13 protein-coding genes and 4 riboswitches are annotated in these 14,489 nt (G+C 41.8%); of the genes, 9 read left to right on the top strand and 4 right to left on the bottom strand.

Features of this window, described 5'->3' with window-relative positions; all coding sequences use genetic code 11:
- The first annotated feature begins 26 nt into the window (after positions 1-26).
- Together FGG79_RS12515 and FGG79_RS12510 are read left to right on the top strand one after the other, a co-directional pair.
- Positions 27-809: an alpha/beta hydrolase family protein gene (locus FGG79_RS12515; RefSeq protein WP_138778777.1), complete on the top strand. Its 783-nt coding sequence runs from the start codon at positions 27-29 to the stop codon at positions 807-809.
- A gap of 40 nt (positions 810-849) precedes the next feature.
- Positions 850-1,092 carry a DUF2584 domain-containing protein gene (locus FGG79_RS12510; protein ID WP_138778775.1) on the top strand — a complete coding sequence of 81 codons (243 nt, stop codon included), beginning with the start codon at positions 850-852 and terminating at the stop codon, positions 1,090-1,092.
- 46 nt (positions 1,093-1,138) lie between these two features.
- Here the strand turns inward: FGG79_RS12510 and FGG79_RS12505 are convergent, their stop codons facing one another.
- The gene (locus tag FGG79_RS12505) at positions 1,139-1,471 is read right to left on the bottom strand and encodes a hypothetical protein (protein WP_138778773.1); all 333 of its coding nucleotides are present in this window, start codon (positions 1,469-1,471) and stop codon (positions 1,139-1,141) included.
- A gap of 170 nt (positions 1,472-1,641) precedes the next feature.
- A riboswitch (TPP riboswitch) is annotated at positions 1,642-1,759 on the top strand.
- A 147-nt stretch (positions 1,760-1,906) separates the two neighbouring features.
- Between FGG79_RS12505 and thiC the strand changes: the two genes are divergently transcribed.
- From thiC to FGG79_RS12480, 4 genes are all read left to right on the top strand, one after another.
- The gene (thiC, locus tag FGG79_RS12500; protein ID WP_138778771.1) at positions 1,907-3,664 is read left to right on the top strand and encodes a phosphomethylpyrimidine synthase ThiC; all 1,758 of its coding nucleotides are present in this window, start codon (positions 1,907-1,909) and stop codon (positions 3,662-3,664) included.
- A 265-nt stretch (positions 3,665-3,929) separates the two neighbouring features.
- Positions 3,930-4,040, top strand: a riboswitch (SAM riboswitch).
- A gap of 71 nt (positions 4,041-4,111) precedes the next feature.
- A riboswitch (cobalamin riboswitch) is annotated at positions 4,112-4,296 on the top strand.
- 180 nt (positions 4,297-4,476) lie between these two features.
- Positions 4,477-6,780 carry a 5-methyltetrahydropteroyltriglutamate--homocysteine S-methyltransferase gene (metE, locus tag FGG79_RS12490; RefSeq protein WP_138778767.1) on the top strand — a complete coding sequence of 768 codons (2,304 nt, stop codon included), beginning with the start codon at positions 4,477-4,479 and terminating at the stop codon, positions 6,778-6,780.
- A gap of 111 nt (positions 6,781-6,891) precedes the next feature.
- Positions 6,892-7,077: a hypothetical protein gene (locus FGG79_RS12485; protein ID WP_138778765.1), complete on the top strand. Its 186-nt coding sequence runs from the start codon at positions 6,892-6,894 to the stop codon at positions 7,075-7,077.
- Positions 7,078-7,202: 125 nt separating this feature from the next.
- Positions 7,203-7,742: a biotin transporter BioY gene (locus tag FGG79_RS12480; protein WP_138778891.1), complete on the top strand. Its 540-nt coding sequence runs from the start codon at positions 7,203-7,205 to the stop codon at positions 7,740-7,742.
- Between the two features lie 361 nt (positions 7,743-8,103).
- On the opposite strand, the gene FGG79_RS12470 is transcribed toward FGG79_RS12480, so the two are convergent.
- The gene (locus FGG79_RS12470) at positions 8,104-8,892 is read right to left on the bottom strand and encodes a GNAT family N-acetyltransferase (RefSeq protein WP_138778763.1); all 789 of its coding nucleotides are present in this window, start codon (positions 8,890-8,892) and stop codon (positions 8,104-8,106) included.
- Positions 8,893-9,065: 173 nt separating this feature from the next.
- Between FGG79_RS12470 and FGG79_RS12465 the strand changes: the two genes are divergently transcribed.
- A complete protein-coding gene (locus FGG79_RS12465; RefSeq protein ID WP_138778761.1) occupies positions 9,066-9,215 on the top strand; it encodes a lmo0937 family membrane protein in 150 nt (49 codons plus the stop codon).
- 89 nt (positions 9,216-9,304) lie between these two features.
- On the opposite strand, the gene pckA is transcribed toward FGG79_RS12465, so the two are convergent.
- Positions 9,305-10,894, bottom strand: a complete 1,590-nt coding sequence (gene pckA, locus FGG79_RS12460) for a phosphoenolpyruvate carboxykinase (ATP) (protein WP_138778759.1) — start codon at positions 10,892-10,894, stop codon at positions 9,305-9,307.
- A 324-nt stretch (positions 10,895-11,218) separates the two neighbouring features.
- Positions 11,219-11,364: riboswitch (SAM riboswitch) on the top strand.
- 214 nt (positions 11,365-11,578) lie between these two features.
- Between pckA and metK the strand changes: the two genes are divergently transcribed.
- A complete protein-coding gene (gene metK / locus FGG79_RS12455) occupies positions 11,579-12,781 on the top strand; it encodes a methionine adenosyltransferase (protein WP_138778757.1) in 1,203 nt (400 codons plus the stop codon).
- Positions 12,782-13,073: 292 nt separating this feature from the next.
- Here metK and FGG79_RS12450 read toward each other — a convergent pair whose 3' ends face one another.
- Entirely contained in the window at positions 13,074-13,589 is a 516-nt protein-coding gene (locus FGG79_RS12450) for a gamma carbonic anhydrase (RefSeq protein WP_138778755.1), read from the bottom strand.
- Positions 13,590-13,673: 84 nt separating this feature from the next.
- Here FGG79_RS12450 and FGG79_RS12445 point away from each other — a divergent pair, with 84 nt between their 5' ends.
- A complete protein-coding gene (locus FGG79_RS12445; protein ID WP_138778753.1) occupies positions 13,674-14,477 on the top strand; it encodes an alpha/beta hydrolase in 804 nt (267 codons plus the stop codon).
- Positions 14,478-14,489 lie beyond the last annotated feature (12 nt).

Raw genomic sequence — 14,489 nt, 5'->3', positions numbered from 1 at the left:
AAGGTACGTTTTGAAAGGAAGAGAATATGAAGAACGGCACGATTGTGAAGAAAATATTGTTTCCTTCACCGAATCCCCAAGTAGAACTAAATGAAATTACATACATCTCGGCAGGACTCAGGGTGAAAGGGTTATTAGCGGAGCCTGTTGCAGGAGGGGAGCATGATGGCTTCCTTTACTTAAGGGGAGGCATAAAAGGTGTAGGAATGGTCCGGCCCGCGCGGATTGCTCAATTCGCTTCTCAGGGATTTATTGTGTTCGCGCCGTACTATAGAGGGAATCTAGGAGGGGAAGGAAATGAGGATTTTGCGGGGGAGGACCGTGAAGATGCCATTTCCGGAGTCCGATTGCTTGAAAATCATCCTAGAGTAGCCCGGAAACGGATCCATATATTCGGTTTCTCAAGAGGAGGAGTGATGGCTCTCTTGACAGGTATCGCATGTAGGGGTGTCATCTCTATTGTTTCATGGGGAGGCGTATCGGATATGTTCTTAACCTACGAGGAACGGAATGATCTCCGTAGAATGATGAAGAGAGTGATTGGAGGGAGTCCGAATAAATTTCCGGAAAGGTATGTTTGGCGCACTCCACTAAATGAATTAGAAAGCCTGGATGCGCCTGTCTTGATCATTCATGGTGAAAAAGATCGGAACGTTTCAGTCGAGCATGCATATAGATTAGAAAAAAGATTGAAAGAGCTGGGAAAACCATTTTCGACCCAGTACTTCAAAGAATTCACACATTATTTTCCACCGAGGAAGAATCAACAAATTGTCTCCATGCTCTGTGCATGGATGAAGAATCAATAGTCAATAAGTGTGAGATTATTAAGGATTGAGGTTAAATGAAATGGGTATGGGTTTAGAGTTAAACACGATGATCGTGACAAAAGGAAGAGAAGTGAGAAAAGAAGAGAATCTGTTCCTTCTGCAAAAGGACGGATATCGGCTTTATCCTATGCATATGCCGATCGATGTGAGAAAGACGAAACATAGTGATCCGAGCGGATATGGCAAGGTCGAAAAGATGGAATGGAAGGATGAGAAAACGACGATCCTGTATCGATTGATTTCCTTAAACTACACCAATTAAAAAAAAACGAAGGCTGCAAGCAACAGCATACAGCCTTCGTTTTTTTTTACTTAATTACCTCATATAATAGATAACGGTTATCCTTTGTTTGTGCAATCAGGTAGTTCTTGTGATCTTTCACACTATAGATAGGAGTCCCTTTTGCCAACGTATTAGCAGTGAAATCATTGACGGGATGATACTTTGTTTCAATCTTTTCTTTGATGGACCCAACCTTTTCATCGAGGGTAAGTTTCTTCTCGGCAGGTACTTTCACATACTCCTTGTCGTTCACAACCATCATATCCCCGTAACCGCATAATTCATAGGATGCAGGTTTTTTCTCCCCACATGCACTTAACACAAAAATACATAATAGTAAGACAACCAATCGCTTCATGTTCTTCCTCCTTATCCATTTCTCACATATTCAAAGGATATTCAAGCTTGTACGTCAACATGTTTCTTTTTTGTAAAAGACTCTCATCACATTTGATTTGATACTATCCACCTATTTGAATAAAGGATGGAGTATGGTAAAAATAGTATGTAACAATTAAAATAGTAATGAATTTCTACTAGGGGAGTCCGATACATTTGCTCGGACTGAGAGAAGGACGCATAAGTTCTTTGACCCTTTGAACCTGATCTGGATGATACCAGCGGAGGGAAGTAGTGAGGAAGCGTTTTTATTTTATCTGATGCGCTTACTACTTTTTGACATGCCGGGTTCTGATCTTTCAGGACCCTTTTTTGTGTCTTCATTTTCACTGGTGCCAACGTGAACTGCCTGACGCAGTAGCTTCCGGATCCAACCAAAAGGAGGAGAAGTGAAGTGGGGATCGAGTTAAAATCACAATTTACAAACAGTAAGAAAGTATATGTCAAAGGGTCAAGGTCAGATATAACCGTACCGATGAGAGAAATCGAGCTTAGTAAGACGGAGGCAACTCTCGGGGATGAAGACAATGCTCCTGTTCGAGTATATGACACAAGTGGGCCATATACAGAGGATGATTATCAAGTAGATATTCAAAGAGGACTGCCTTTTGTCCGGGAAAAATGGATTCTGGAACGTCAGGATGCAGAGGTCTACAGCGGTCGTAAAGTCGAACCGGAAGATAACGGATATAGAAGAGGAGACCCACGTGCAAATCTGGAATGTTTCCCACACGTCAACCGAACTCCCATGAGGGCTAAAACAGGTCGTAATGTGACACAAATGCACTATGCGAAGAAAGGAATCATTACACCGGAAATGGAGTTCATCTCGATCAGGGAAAACGTAGATCCCGCTTTTGTTAGAGACGAAGTAGCAAAGGGCAGGGCGATCATTCCAGCAAATATCAACCATCCTGAATGTGAGCCGATGATCATCGGTCGTCACTTTCATGTGAAAATAAACGCAAACATCGGAAACTCAGCAGTATCATCATCTGTTGAAGAAGAAGTTGAGAAAATGACGTGGGCCACCAGGTGGGGAGCAGACACCATAATGGATTTATCAACGGGGAAAAACATTCATACAACGAGAGAGTGGGTGATTCGAAATTCCCCTGTCCCTGTAGGAACGGTACCGATCTACCAAGCACTTGAGAAGGTGAATGGGATTGCTGAAGATCTTACGTGGGAAGTGTACCGGGATACGCTAATTGAGCAAGCGGAGCAGGGCGTGGATTATTTCACGATTCATGCAGGAGTATTATTGCGTTATATTCATTTAACAGCCAAACGGACAACGGGTATCGTGTCACGTGGAGGATCAATCATGGCACAATGGTGTCTTGCCCATCATAAGGAGAACTTTCTGTTTACACATTTTGAAGACATTTGTGAAATCGTAAAAGCCTACGATATTTCAATTTCATTAGGTGACGGGTTAAGACCCGGTTCCATTGCGGATGCAAATGATGAAGCACAATTTGCAGAGCTTGAAACATTAGGCGAGCTGACGCAGATTGCTTGGAAGCATGATGCACAAGTGATGATTGAAGGCCCTGGCCATGTACCACTGCATAAGATTAAAGAAAATGTGGATAAGCAAATGGAAATCTGTCATGGAGCACCTTTCTATACACTTGGTCCGTTAACGACCGATATAGCTCCAGGTTATGATCACATTACTTCTGCCATAGGGGCAGCAATGATTGGTTGGTTTGGGACAGCTCTACTCTGCTATGTCACACCAAAGGAGCACCTAGGTTTGCCGAATAAAAACGATGTAAGAGAAGGAGTCATAGCTTATAAAATAGCAGCACATGCAGCGGATTTAGCAAAAGGACACCCTGGAGCACAAGGAAGGGACGATGCTATTTCTAAAGCTAGATTTGAATTTAGGTGGAATGATCAGTTTCACCTATCATTGGATCCAGAACGTGCGAAAGAATATCATGATGAGACTCTTCCTGCCGAAGGAGCAAAAACCGCCCATTTTTGTTCGATGTGTGGTCCAAAGTTCTGTTCCATGAGAATCTCACATGATATTAGGGGAATGAAGGGTTCCAATCTTGATAATGAAACAAAGGAAATACAAAAAGGGTTAAAAGAAAAATCGAAGGAGTTTGTTGAAAATGGATCAAACCTCTACCGATAATCCCAGCTGTCAGATACGTAAAATGATGGATGAACGATCCAAACTCCGTGAGAGAATCCAGGAGCTTGAGAAAGAAGTGAAGTGTATTCAGGACAATTGCAAACACGTCTTTTATGAGACTGTAGCAACAAGGTCTTGTATCAAATGTCATTATGCAGAAAGTACTTATTATTAAGGAAACGGGTATCTGTTACTAAATTTCTTTTGACAGCGCATCTTTACCGTGCTAGTATTATTCCTAATTTCGGAATAGTAAAACAAATAACTCTTATTAAGAGTGGTGGAGGGACTGGCCCTGTGAAACCCGGCAACCATTCAACAGATTTGTTGAAAAGGTGCTAATTCCTGCAAAGCGATTTGCTTTGGAAAATAAGAGAGGATTCTCATAAACGTGAAAACCTCTCTATTGTCGATAGAGAGGTTTTTTTATGAAGTAATCCGTAAAATTGAATAGGAAATGCAATAGGTGCTGAGTCGTACTCAGCTAATAGGGAAGACCGGTGAAATTCCGGCATGGTCCCGCCACTGTGATGGGGAGCAACTTATCATTCAACCACTATTTCCTTTGAAATGGGAAGGGATAAGAAGCGATGAACCTAAGTCAGGAGACCTGCCTGTTGTATGCGCTTATGCTCTACGTGGATATAGAGAGGGGTGAGGAATGCGTGTTGAGAAAACAGGGTTGTCTCGACTCTGGTTAGATCTGCGTATGAATCTCTCTTTCTTTAGAAAGAGGGATTTTTTTGTTGAGACAGCTTCAAGTTGAGTAACAGATTAGAAATGTCCGATTAAAGATGAGGGGTGTGAAAAGAATGAATGAGGTATTGAGTTCGAATTTAGGGTATCCAAGAATTGGTGAAAAACGGGAATGGAAAAAGACGCTGGAAAGCTATTGGGCGAACAAGATTGAAAAGGAGTCATTTCTGGAACAAATGGAAGAAATTCGCCTCAAGCATCTGAAGAAACAACTGGACCAAGGAATTGATTTAATTCCTACCGGAGATTTTAGTTTATATGACCATGTCCTTGATACAGCCGTGATGTTCGGAATAGTTCCCAAGCGATTTGACTATAAAGGTGGAAAAGTCCCACTGGATACGTATTTTGAAATAGCGAGAGGTGGGAAGGATGCGGCAGCATCAGAGATGACCAAGTGGTTTAATACAAATTATCATTATATCGTTCCGGAGCTGGGGGATAGAGAACCTAGCTTGGTTGAAAATCGCCCCTTGGGATTTTTTAGAGAAGCCAAAGAAAAGCTTGGCATCAAGGGGAAACCGGTTATCTTAGGGCCCTTAACATTCGTTAAATTGTCTAAAGGATACAAGGAAAGCGAATATCAGGCAATCGTACATCAATTTGTCCCTCTTTATGCTGAGATTTTACGGGAATTACAGGATGAAGGTGTAGAGTGGGTACAAATCGATGAACCGATATTATGTACTTCGATCACACAAGAAGAGATGAACATATTGAAAGAAGTGTACCGGTTATTAAAGAAATCATCACCCCATGTTAAAATCATTCTTCAAACGTATTATGACCGTCTAGAATATTATGACGAGTTGGTAGCCCTTCAGGTAGACGGAATAGGAATCGATTTTATACATGATCGAGGAGAGAATTTAGCTTCACTAAAGAAGAATGGTTTTCCGAGAGATAAAATCTTAGCTGCTGGAGTGCTGGATGGCCGGGATATCTGGAGGAGGAACCTTGCTGAAGCTTGTTCATATTTATCTGAATTGACTCAATATGTATCCAAGGACCGCCTGATTGTTCAACCTTCATGCAGCTTATTGCATGTACCGGTCACGATTAGGAATGAAGAAGGCATTCGCAACCCCCTGTGTGATGGTATTTCATTTGCTGATGAGAAATTGAAGGAGGCTTCTATTCTGGCTAAAGGGCTAAGATTAGGAGCGGACAAAATACAGGAAGAGATTGAGGATAGTGTGGCTGCGATTGAGAAGTTACATGCATCTCCATTCCGTAACAACTTACGGGTGCAGGAAGCTGTGGAAGAATTGAAGAGAGCACATGTCGGACGGAAAGACCCATTCCCGATTCGCAGAGTGGAACAATCAGCGTTGCCTTTCCTTCCTACTACAACAATCGGAAGCTTCCCACAAACGCAGGAGGTAAGAAAACAACGTTTGAAATGGCGGAAGGGAGAACTTACCGGTGTTGAGTATGAACAGTTTATCCGTGCCGAAATAAAACGATGGATCGACATTCAAGAACAAATCGGCCTGGATGTGTTTGTACATGGTGAATTTGAACGGACGGATATGGTCGAATTTTTTGGAGAGAAATTAGATGGTTTTCAATTCACGAAGCTTGGATGGGTACAATCATATGGCTCGAGATGTGTGAAACCTCCTATTATTTATGGGGATGTGGATTTCAAAGAACCGATGACCCTTAAAGAAACCGTATATGCTCAATCGTTAACGGATAAGCCGGTAAAAGGGATGCTGACCGGACCAGTAACAATTCTAAACTGGTCATTCGTCAGAAATGATTTACCACGCAATACAGTAGCCAGTCAGATTGCCTTATCCCTTCGTAAGGAGATAGAAATCCTGGAGGAAAACGGGATAGGGATGATACAGGTGGATGAACCAGCTCTAAGGGAAGGTCTACCCTTGAAAAAAGAACATTGGGAGGACTATCTGCGAGCGGCTGTCTATGCATTCAAGCTGACGACATCATCAGTGCAAAATCAAACCCAAATTCATACTCATATGTGTTATTCGGATTTTGAAGATATCATCGATGCAATCAGGGACTTGGATGCAGATGTCCTCTCAATCGAAACCTCAAGGAGTCACGGGGAGTTAATCAATGTCTTTGAGGACAATACGTACGATAAAGGGATAGGTTTAGGCGTATATGATATCCATAGTCCCCGTATACCGAAGCGTGAGGAATTGATTGGGAATATTAATAGGGCATTGGAGGTCCTAGATCCGATTTTGTTCTGGATCAATCCGGATTGTGGTTTGAAAACACGCGGGATAGATGAAACGATTGCATCACTTACCGTGATGGTAGAAGCTGCTGAACATGTCAGGGAAGAATTATCTCTAAGTAGAGAACGTAAAAATCATTCGTAAGGAAATGACAAGACATTCAAATCGCTGCTAAGACGTAATTCCATTTGTGAATTGCGTCCATGTAGTGATAGTGGAAACGGATATGCAAAAACGACAAATGAGGAGAATACTATGTTGCCATACATAGCGATTGGAAGAATCATACAGGTAAGTGATAAACGATACCCGAATCAAACTGTTTTATATTTAGTGAGCGCAAGTGGAGACGATGAGCTACCACAAGGCAGAATATCATTAAAAACGGCTTTAGAGCTGGGGGCTAAAGAAAGGATTTGTAACGTATATGCTCCAAGCTAGAGTAATCTGAAGTATCAAGAATGAAAAAGTAAGCGTTCCTAAATCCTTTCTATTGTGTTAACTTATAGTTATGAAGAGTTTACATATACAAGGAGGATTTACAAGTGAACGGTAAAAAACTAAGGATGATCATACAATGTGGAATCTTTGCAGCGATTACAGGGATATTCGCTCAAATTGAAATACCGCTTCCTCTCGTTCCCATCAGCGGACAAACATTGGCGGTCGGAATCACAGCAACAATTCTTGGAAGCAGATATGGAGCATTTTCCCTGGTATGCTATGCTGCACTTGGTGCGGTCGGTGTTCCGGTATTTGCAGGATTCAGTGGAGGGGCGCAAGTACTTGTCGGTCCAACGGGAGGATATATCTTTGGATTTATTGTAGCGGCATTCTTAACCGGCTTGATTCTTGAGAAAACCAAGTTTACCATCCCTATGGCCATGATGGCTAATACAGTTGGAATGATCGTTATATTGATACTCGGTACCATCCAGCTGAAATTTGTAGCAGATCTAGGTTGGAATCAAGCGATGGTCGCAGGGGTTTATCCATTCATTGTAGTTGGTCTAATCAAAGCATTTCTCGCAAGCTGGATTGGGATCACGGTAAGAAAGCGCTTGGTACAAGCTAAATTGATACAACAACGCAACATTGCCGTATAATAAGAAGAGGCTGGGACAAAAGGGTTTTAGCCAAATGAAAATCCGAACAATTATTCGATATTCTTTAATGAAAATCGAAAACGTTCGGATTTTTATTGTTATTTTAAAAGCATATACAGTGTATTTAACTGGTTCTAGCTGTTGATTGGAGTGCAAGACGAAGACTCCTGCGGGAAAAGCGGAATAGGTGAGACCCCGCAGGAGCGTCAGCGACGAGGAGGCTCAGCTTCCGCCCGAGGAAAGCGAAGTCTTGCACGGAAATCAACAGCGGTGTCACAAGAAACCCTAACATGGTCTTATATCCTGATTGTTCGTCTTTCGATTATATTGATTTGGTTATGTCCCAGCCTCTTTTCTTTTTTTAGAATTTATAAAGAGACCAATAGCCGATGTCCTTAAATCCAATACGCTTATAAATAGTCCCTGCTTCTGGATTATCATAAAAAAGACAAAGTTCTTTGCCTTCTTTTAATACGTCCCGACAAAGCTTCGTCATGCAGTCTGTCGCATATCCTTTTTTCTTATATTGGGGATGGGTGCAGACGGCGACAACCATAGCAGACATACTGTTCTCTGCGGTTGTGGAAGCAGAAGAAACAAATGTTCCGTCTTCTTCTACATAATAGGTTCTGGCCACTCCGGCTTCCATACTATGCTTACGTTTTTCTACAGTGAAATCGCCACCGCTAAATTCTGGTATACGATTTAGAAGGCTTACAAGTTTAGGTATATCGGTAAGACCTGCTTCTTTCACATGGGGCAGATCTTGATCATTCATTGACGAGGTATTGTCACATTTCGCATAATACATATGTCTCTTCGATTGAATGTCCCTGGATAAAAAGGGTTCAACCTCAGCTACGATCTGTTTTAAACCTGAAACGATGCTATAGTCTTTTGTCTCATTAATAATGGAAGCAAACCCTTCAGCATCAAATTCACCAAGTGAATATGGAATGAAGTTTTCCCTGTACTTGAGGAGGATCCCTCTCAAGTTCCCCTCCTCGTTAAAATCGCCCCAGATTTTCTGGAACTCTTGCTCATACCCGAAAGCTTCAATATCACCGATAATAAATAAGTTCTCAGCAGGTTCCTGATGGATAAGACGTTGACAACGTTCATGGTCCTGTTCTGTAAGCTGTCTAATCATTTTGATTCCCCCAATAAATTTTAATCATAATCATACCAAAATTAGCAATATTTAGTAAGGGAGTATTTTTAAATAAATTTTTTTAATTTTTGAGGAATAGATGATGCATTTGGTTTTAAAATCTTCATTATAGGGAATCTTATGAGCAAGCAGAGTATTAAGGAGGAAGAGACATGCTTTGGACCATTATAGGGATATTATTAGTACTATGGTTGCTTGGCTTGATTTTTAAAATCGGTGGAGCCGTCATCCATATCTTACTGATTATTGCCATTGTCGTATTTTTATTTAACCGAATCACTGGTCGGAAAAAAGGGCTGTAACTTCAGTCTAATAAGCCGAACGTGACCAGATTGTAATACAACAAGGTCCGTCCCTCGAAAGTAGAGGGACGGACCTTGTTTAAGTTGTATTATTTAACGGATGGACCGCCTTTATGTTGAATGTCAGAAGGTACGTTTGAAAATTTCTTGAAGTTCTCATTGAATTTGTGAGCGAGTTCCTTCGCTTTCGCTTCATATGCCGTTTCATTTGACCATGTTTTCTTAGGCTGAAGGACTTCGTCAGGAACACCTGGGACATGAACAGGGATGTTCAATCCAAAGATGTCGTCCTTCACCGTTTCAACATTCGTCAATTCGCCTTCAAGTGCGGCTTGAATCATAGCACGGGTATAAGGTAATTTCATGCGATTGCCTACACCGTATTCGCCACCAGTCCAGCCAGTGTTTACGAGGAAGACTTGTGCATTGTGCTCATCGATTTTCTTGCCGAGCATCTCAGCATAGCGAGTTGCTGGAAGTGGCAGGAAAGGAGAGCCGAAACAAGTTGAGAATGTAGCTTGTGGTGAAGTGATTCCACGCTCCGTACCTGCAAGCTTCGACGTATATCCACTTAAGAAGTGGTACATTGCTTGTTCTTTAGAGAGCTTGCTGATTGGAGGTAATACTCCGAACGCATCTGCCGTTAAGAAAACAATGGTATTTGGATGTCCTGCAATACTTGGCTCAACGATGTTTTCCATCGCTTGAAGCGGATAAGCAGCACGAGTATTTTCAGTTAAGGAGTTATCCTCGTAATCCGGGATGCGGGACTGATCCTCCAGAACAACATTTTCAAGGACAGAACCGAAACGGATTGCATCGAAGATCTGTGGTTCCTTTTCACGGGTTAGACCGATACATTTCGCATAGCAGCCGCCTTCGATATTGAAGACACCATTCGGAGACCATCCATGCTCATCGTCACCGATTAAGCGGCGATTAGGATCTGCCGACAAGGTCGTCTTACCAGTACCTGATAATCCGAAGAATAATGCCACATCACCTTCACGGCCAACATTTGAAGAGCAGTGCATAGAAAGGATATCGGATTCAGGAAGCACGTAGTTCATAACAGAGAAGATCGACTTCTTCATTTCTCCTGCGTACTCAGTACCACCGATTAACACAATTCTTCTTTCAAATGATACAATGATAAATGTCTCAGAGTGAGTTCCGTCTACTTCTGGATCTGCCTTGAAGTTAGGGGCAGAAACGACAGTGAATTCAGATAGATGATCCTTTAGCTCTCCTTCAGTAGGTCGGATGAAGAGTTGATGAGCGAAAAGGTTGTGCCAAGCGAATTCATTGATTACTTGAATCGGTAGTCTATGTTTCGGATCTGCTCCAGCAAACCCTTTAAATGAGAATACTTCTTCTTTTTCTTTTAAGTAATTAAGTACTTTCGTATATAGTTTATCGAATGATTCTGAAGAGATTGGTTGATTGACAGAACCCCACTCAATTTTATCCTTCGTTGATGGTTCTTCCACAATAAATTTATCCTTAGGAGAGCGTCCTGTGTATTTACCAGTTTCTGCTCTGACTGCCCCTGATGATGTTAAAACGCCTTCATTTCGTTGAAGGACCTTTTCAACTAGTTGAGAAACAGATAATTGTTCCTGAATGTTTTGACCGTTAAGTAATTCCGTTAATTCATTAGACATGCTCACTGAATTCATTCGAACCCTTCCTTTATATAAATTTAATGATCTCGTTTGCTTCACAAAAATAGTATAACACAATTGAATCATTAGTCTATACTATTTATTCAATTTTATATTGTGTCTTCATTTTGTCACATTTTTATTCAAAATAAAGCCTGTTTCTTCTTATATATATGAAAAGTCCGTCCCAATGTTTAGCCTCATGAGCTAAATAGGATATTGTACTCAAAAATAAGGGTAGGAATCTAGAAGAAGGCGCTTTGGAATGGGTAAACCTGTCAGTGGAAAAAAAGTTGACACCCATTGTCCTAAACGTTATCATTGTTCCTTGAACGGATACTCTTATCCTGAGCTGGTGGAGGGAGCAGACCCTATGAAACCCAGCAACCTGCTAAATAGTGAATGGATCTTTTCTGTTTGAAACAGATCTGATTAGGCGAAGGTGCTAAACTGAGGCAAGGTCTTTGAACCTTGAACGATAAGAGAGAAAAGGCGCGGCTATGATCTGAAACCTTTCCTCTAATGCATTACGAATGGGGAAGGGTTTTTTCTGTTTTATAGTGGACCAAACGCACATAAATCATGAGTTTCTTATAAAAAATTCATGTTTACTTCATACTACTTAGGGAAATGAGTACCGTATCTGTTTATTGTTTTGTCAGATGAGTATCTGACAACTACGCTTAAGGAGGAACCTTGATGTCAACTAAACGTCGTCTGTTTACATCTGAGTCCGTAACCGAAGGACATCCAGATAAAATTTGTGACCAAATCTCTGATTCAATTCTTGATGCAATTCTTACCAATGATCCGAATGCGCGTGTAGCGTGTGAAACGTCTGTTACAACGGGTCTTGTTCTTGTTGCTGGTGAAATTACAACGAATACGTATGTCGATATTCCGAAAATCGTTCGTGAAACGATCCGTGAAATCGGGTACACTCGTGCAAAATATGGCTTTGATGCTGAAACATGTGCTGTCTTAACGTCCATTGATGAGCAGTCTGCTGATATCGCGCAAGGTGTTGACCAGGCGCTTGAAGCTCGTGAAGGTCAAATGACAGATGAAGAAATCGATGCAATCGGTGCAGGTGACCAAGGATTGATGTTTGGTTTTGCTTGTAATGAAACGAAAGAGCTTATGCCTCTTCCGATTTCTCTTGCACACAAAATTTCTCGTCGTTTAACAGAAGTACGTAAAGAAGAAATCCTTCCTTACCTGCGTCCGGACGGGAAAACGCAAGTAACCGTTGAATATGATGAAAACGATAAGCCTGTCCGTATCGACACGATCGTTATCTCTACTCAGCATCACCCTGAAGTGACGCTTGAGCAAATCCAACGTAACTTAAAGGAATATGTCATCGATCCTGTTGTTCCGAATGAACTGATTGATGACCAAACAAAATATTTCATTAACCCGACTGGCCGCTTCGTTATCGGTGGACCACAAGGGGATGCCGGCCTTACTGGCCGTAAGATTATCGTCGACACATACGGCGGTTATGCCAGACACGGTGGTGGAGCATTCTCTGGTAAAGATGCAACGAAAGTGGACCGTTCAGCAGCTTATGCAGCACGCTATGTAGCGAAGAACATTGTAGCAGCAGGACTTGCTGATAAATGTGAAGTTCAATTAGCGTATGCGATCGGAGTTGCTAAGCCGGTATCTATCTCTGTTGATACATTTGGTACAGGTAAAGTATCAGAGGACGTACTAATCGACGTTGTCAGCAACAACTTTGACCTTCGCCCTGCAGGAATCATCAAAATGTTAGACCTTCGTCGTCCCATCTACAAGCAAACAGCTGCTTACGGACACTTTGGCCGAAACGACATCGATCTTCCTTGGGAGCGTACAAACAAAGCAGAAGCATTAAAAACGGAAGCACTAGGCGAATAAGAGAAGATAGGAGAGACCGACACTTTTGGGAGTGTTGGTCTTTTTTTGGTGATGGTGGGTGTGCGTTGGGTGTGCGTGTCGCGGAAATTGTTGATTTGTGTCGAATGGCAGATATATAGGCATTTTGGCAGATAAAATTTATTTTCGGCAGATAAATTCTGAAAGCGGCAGAAAAATATTCCAAACGGCAGATGAATCAAAAAACGGGACCCCTTCTCCCTCTTCACAACGCATATCTAAAAATATTCCATGAGTAATCTAATGAAGGATAGGGTATCCCAAGTATAGGAAGTTAAAATGGTTTGATGCTTTTATAATATTGTCCTTTTTCTGCGTATTCTCTGGAAATGCGCTTCATTTCACTAATATCATGTTCGTTTAGTTCTCTTACCACTTTTGCTGGTCGACCAAAGGCCAGTGTATTTGGAGGAATGACCTTTCCTTGAGGAACAAGGCTTCCAGCTCCGATAAAAGCTCCTTCGCCAATTTCAGCATTGTCCAAGATGATTGAACCCATACCGATCAATGCCTTTTTCCTGATCTTGCAGCTATGTAGAATTACACTGTGACCGACAGTCACCTCATCTTCAAGGATAAGAGGGTTATTTGGACTCTGATGAAGAACAGAATTATCCTGTATATTAACCTTATTGCCGATTTTAGTCGGAGCGACATCTCCTCTGATGACAGTGTTAAACCAAATACTGGACTCTTCACCAATCTCCACGTCACCTGAGATGGTCACATGATCGGCGATAAAAGCGGACTCTGCGATGACTGGTTTTTTATCGTAATACGGATAAAGCATTTTTTACTACCCCTTTCAATATTATTTATTATAATAATGGTAGCAGATTTCATTCATATAGAGAACTACAAAGGAGGATTTGCCATGTGGAAATGGGAATCAGATCAAGAGGCAAGGGCAGTCATCGTCATCATTCATGGAGCAATGGAGCATCATGGCCGGTACGGCTGGCTCATTGAAATGTGGCGTGCGGCGGGCTTTCATGTCATCATGGGAGACTTACCTGGCCAAGGGATGACTTCCCGGAGTCAAAGAGGACATATTGACTCCTTTGACGAATACATCGTAGAAGTGAAGGATTGGGTACAGGCAGCCTATCAGTTCGAATTGCCTGTGTTTGTGATCGGGCACAGTATGGGTGGACTTATTGCAGTTCGTTTGCTTCAGGAATCCCATATAAACTTGGCGGGTGTGATATTATCCTCACCATGTTTAGGTCTGGTTACAACGCCGGCCAAACCGATCGAGCTTCTGTCCCACGGATTAAATAAGATTGCTCCCATGGTGAAGTTTCCATCAGGATTAACGATCGATATGGCAACAAGGAATGCCGATGTACGTGAAATTGATAGTAATGACTCCCTTTATATAACCAAGGTGTCCGTTCGCTGGTACAGAGAGCTTGCCCATGCGATTAAATTAGCGTTTATAAATCTTGAAAAAATGCCTGACGTGCCACTTCTTGTCATGCAGGCTGGCGACGATAAGATCGTGGATAAAAAAGCTGTAAAAAAATGGTTTAATGAGCTGTCCTTATCTGAAATGCATTACAAAGAATGGCCAAAATGCTATCATGAAATTTATAATGAACCGGAAAGAGAAGAAATCTTTGAGTATTCCAAGACATTCATAGAAAGTCGATTGAAAGCGCTAGGATATATTTTGTAAAAGAGGTGATAG

Source organism: Bacillus sp. BHET2 (genome assembly GCF_005938125.1).
In the GTDB taxonomy this organism is placed as follows: domain Bacteria; phylum Bacillota; class Bacilli; order Bacillales; family Bacillaceae_B; genus Rossellomorea.
Note: the sequence above shows the minus strand (reverse complement) of the source record. Positions and strands in the feature narration are given on the sequence as shown.

Excerpts from the sequence above, each read along its gene's own strand:
- FGG79_RS12515 (WP_138778777.1), top strand. The coding sequence starts at position 27 with ATGAAGAACGGCACGATTGTGAAGAAAATATTGTTTCCTTCACCGAAT.
- FGG79_RS12510 (WP_138778775.1), top strand. The coding sequence starts at position 850 with ATGGGTATGGGTTTAGAGTTAAACACGATGATCGTGACAAAAGGAAGA.
- FGG79_RS12505 (WP_138778773.1), bottom strand. The coding sequence starts at position 1,471 with ATGAAGCGATTGGTTGTCTTACTATTATGTATTTTTGTGTTAAGTGCA.
- metE (WP_138778767.1), top strand. The coding sequence starts at position 4,477 with ATGAATGAGGTATTGAGTTCGAATTTAGGGTATCCAAGAATTGGTGAA.
- FGG79_RS12485 (WP_138778765.1), top strand. The coding sequence starts at position 6,892 with ATGTTGCCATACATAGCGATTGGAAGAATCATACAGGTAAGTGATAAA.
- FGG79_RS12480 (WP_138778891.1), top strand. The coding sequence starts at position 7,203 with ATGATCATACAATGTGGAATCTTTGCAGCGATTACAGGGATATTCGCT.
- FGG79_RS12470 (WP_138778763.1), bottom strand. The coding sequence starts at position 8,892 with ATGATTAGACAGCTTACAGAACAGGACCATGAACGTTGTCAACGTCTT.
- FGG79_RS12465 (WP_138778761.1), top strand. The coding sequence starts at position 9,066 with ATGCTTTGGACCATTATAGGGATATTATTAGTACTATGGTTGCTTGGC.
- pckA (WP_138778759.1), bottom strand. The coding sequence starts at position 10,894 with ATGAATTCAGTGAGCATGTCTAATGAATTAACGGAATTACTTAACGGT.
- metK (WP_138778757.1), top strand. The coding sequence starts at position 11,579 with ATGTCAACTAAACGTCGTCTGTTTACATCTGAGTCCGTAACCGAAGGA.
- FGG79_RS12450 (WP_138778755.1), bottom strand. The coding sequence starts at position 13,589 with ATGCTTTATCCGTATTACGATAAAAAACCAGTCATCGCAGAGTCCGCT.
- FGG79_RS12445 (WP_138778753.1), top strand. The coding sequence starts at position 13,674 with ATGTGGAAATGGGAATCAGATCAAGAGGCAAGGGCAGTCATCGTCATC.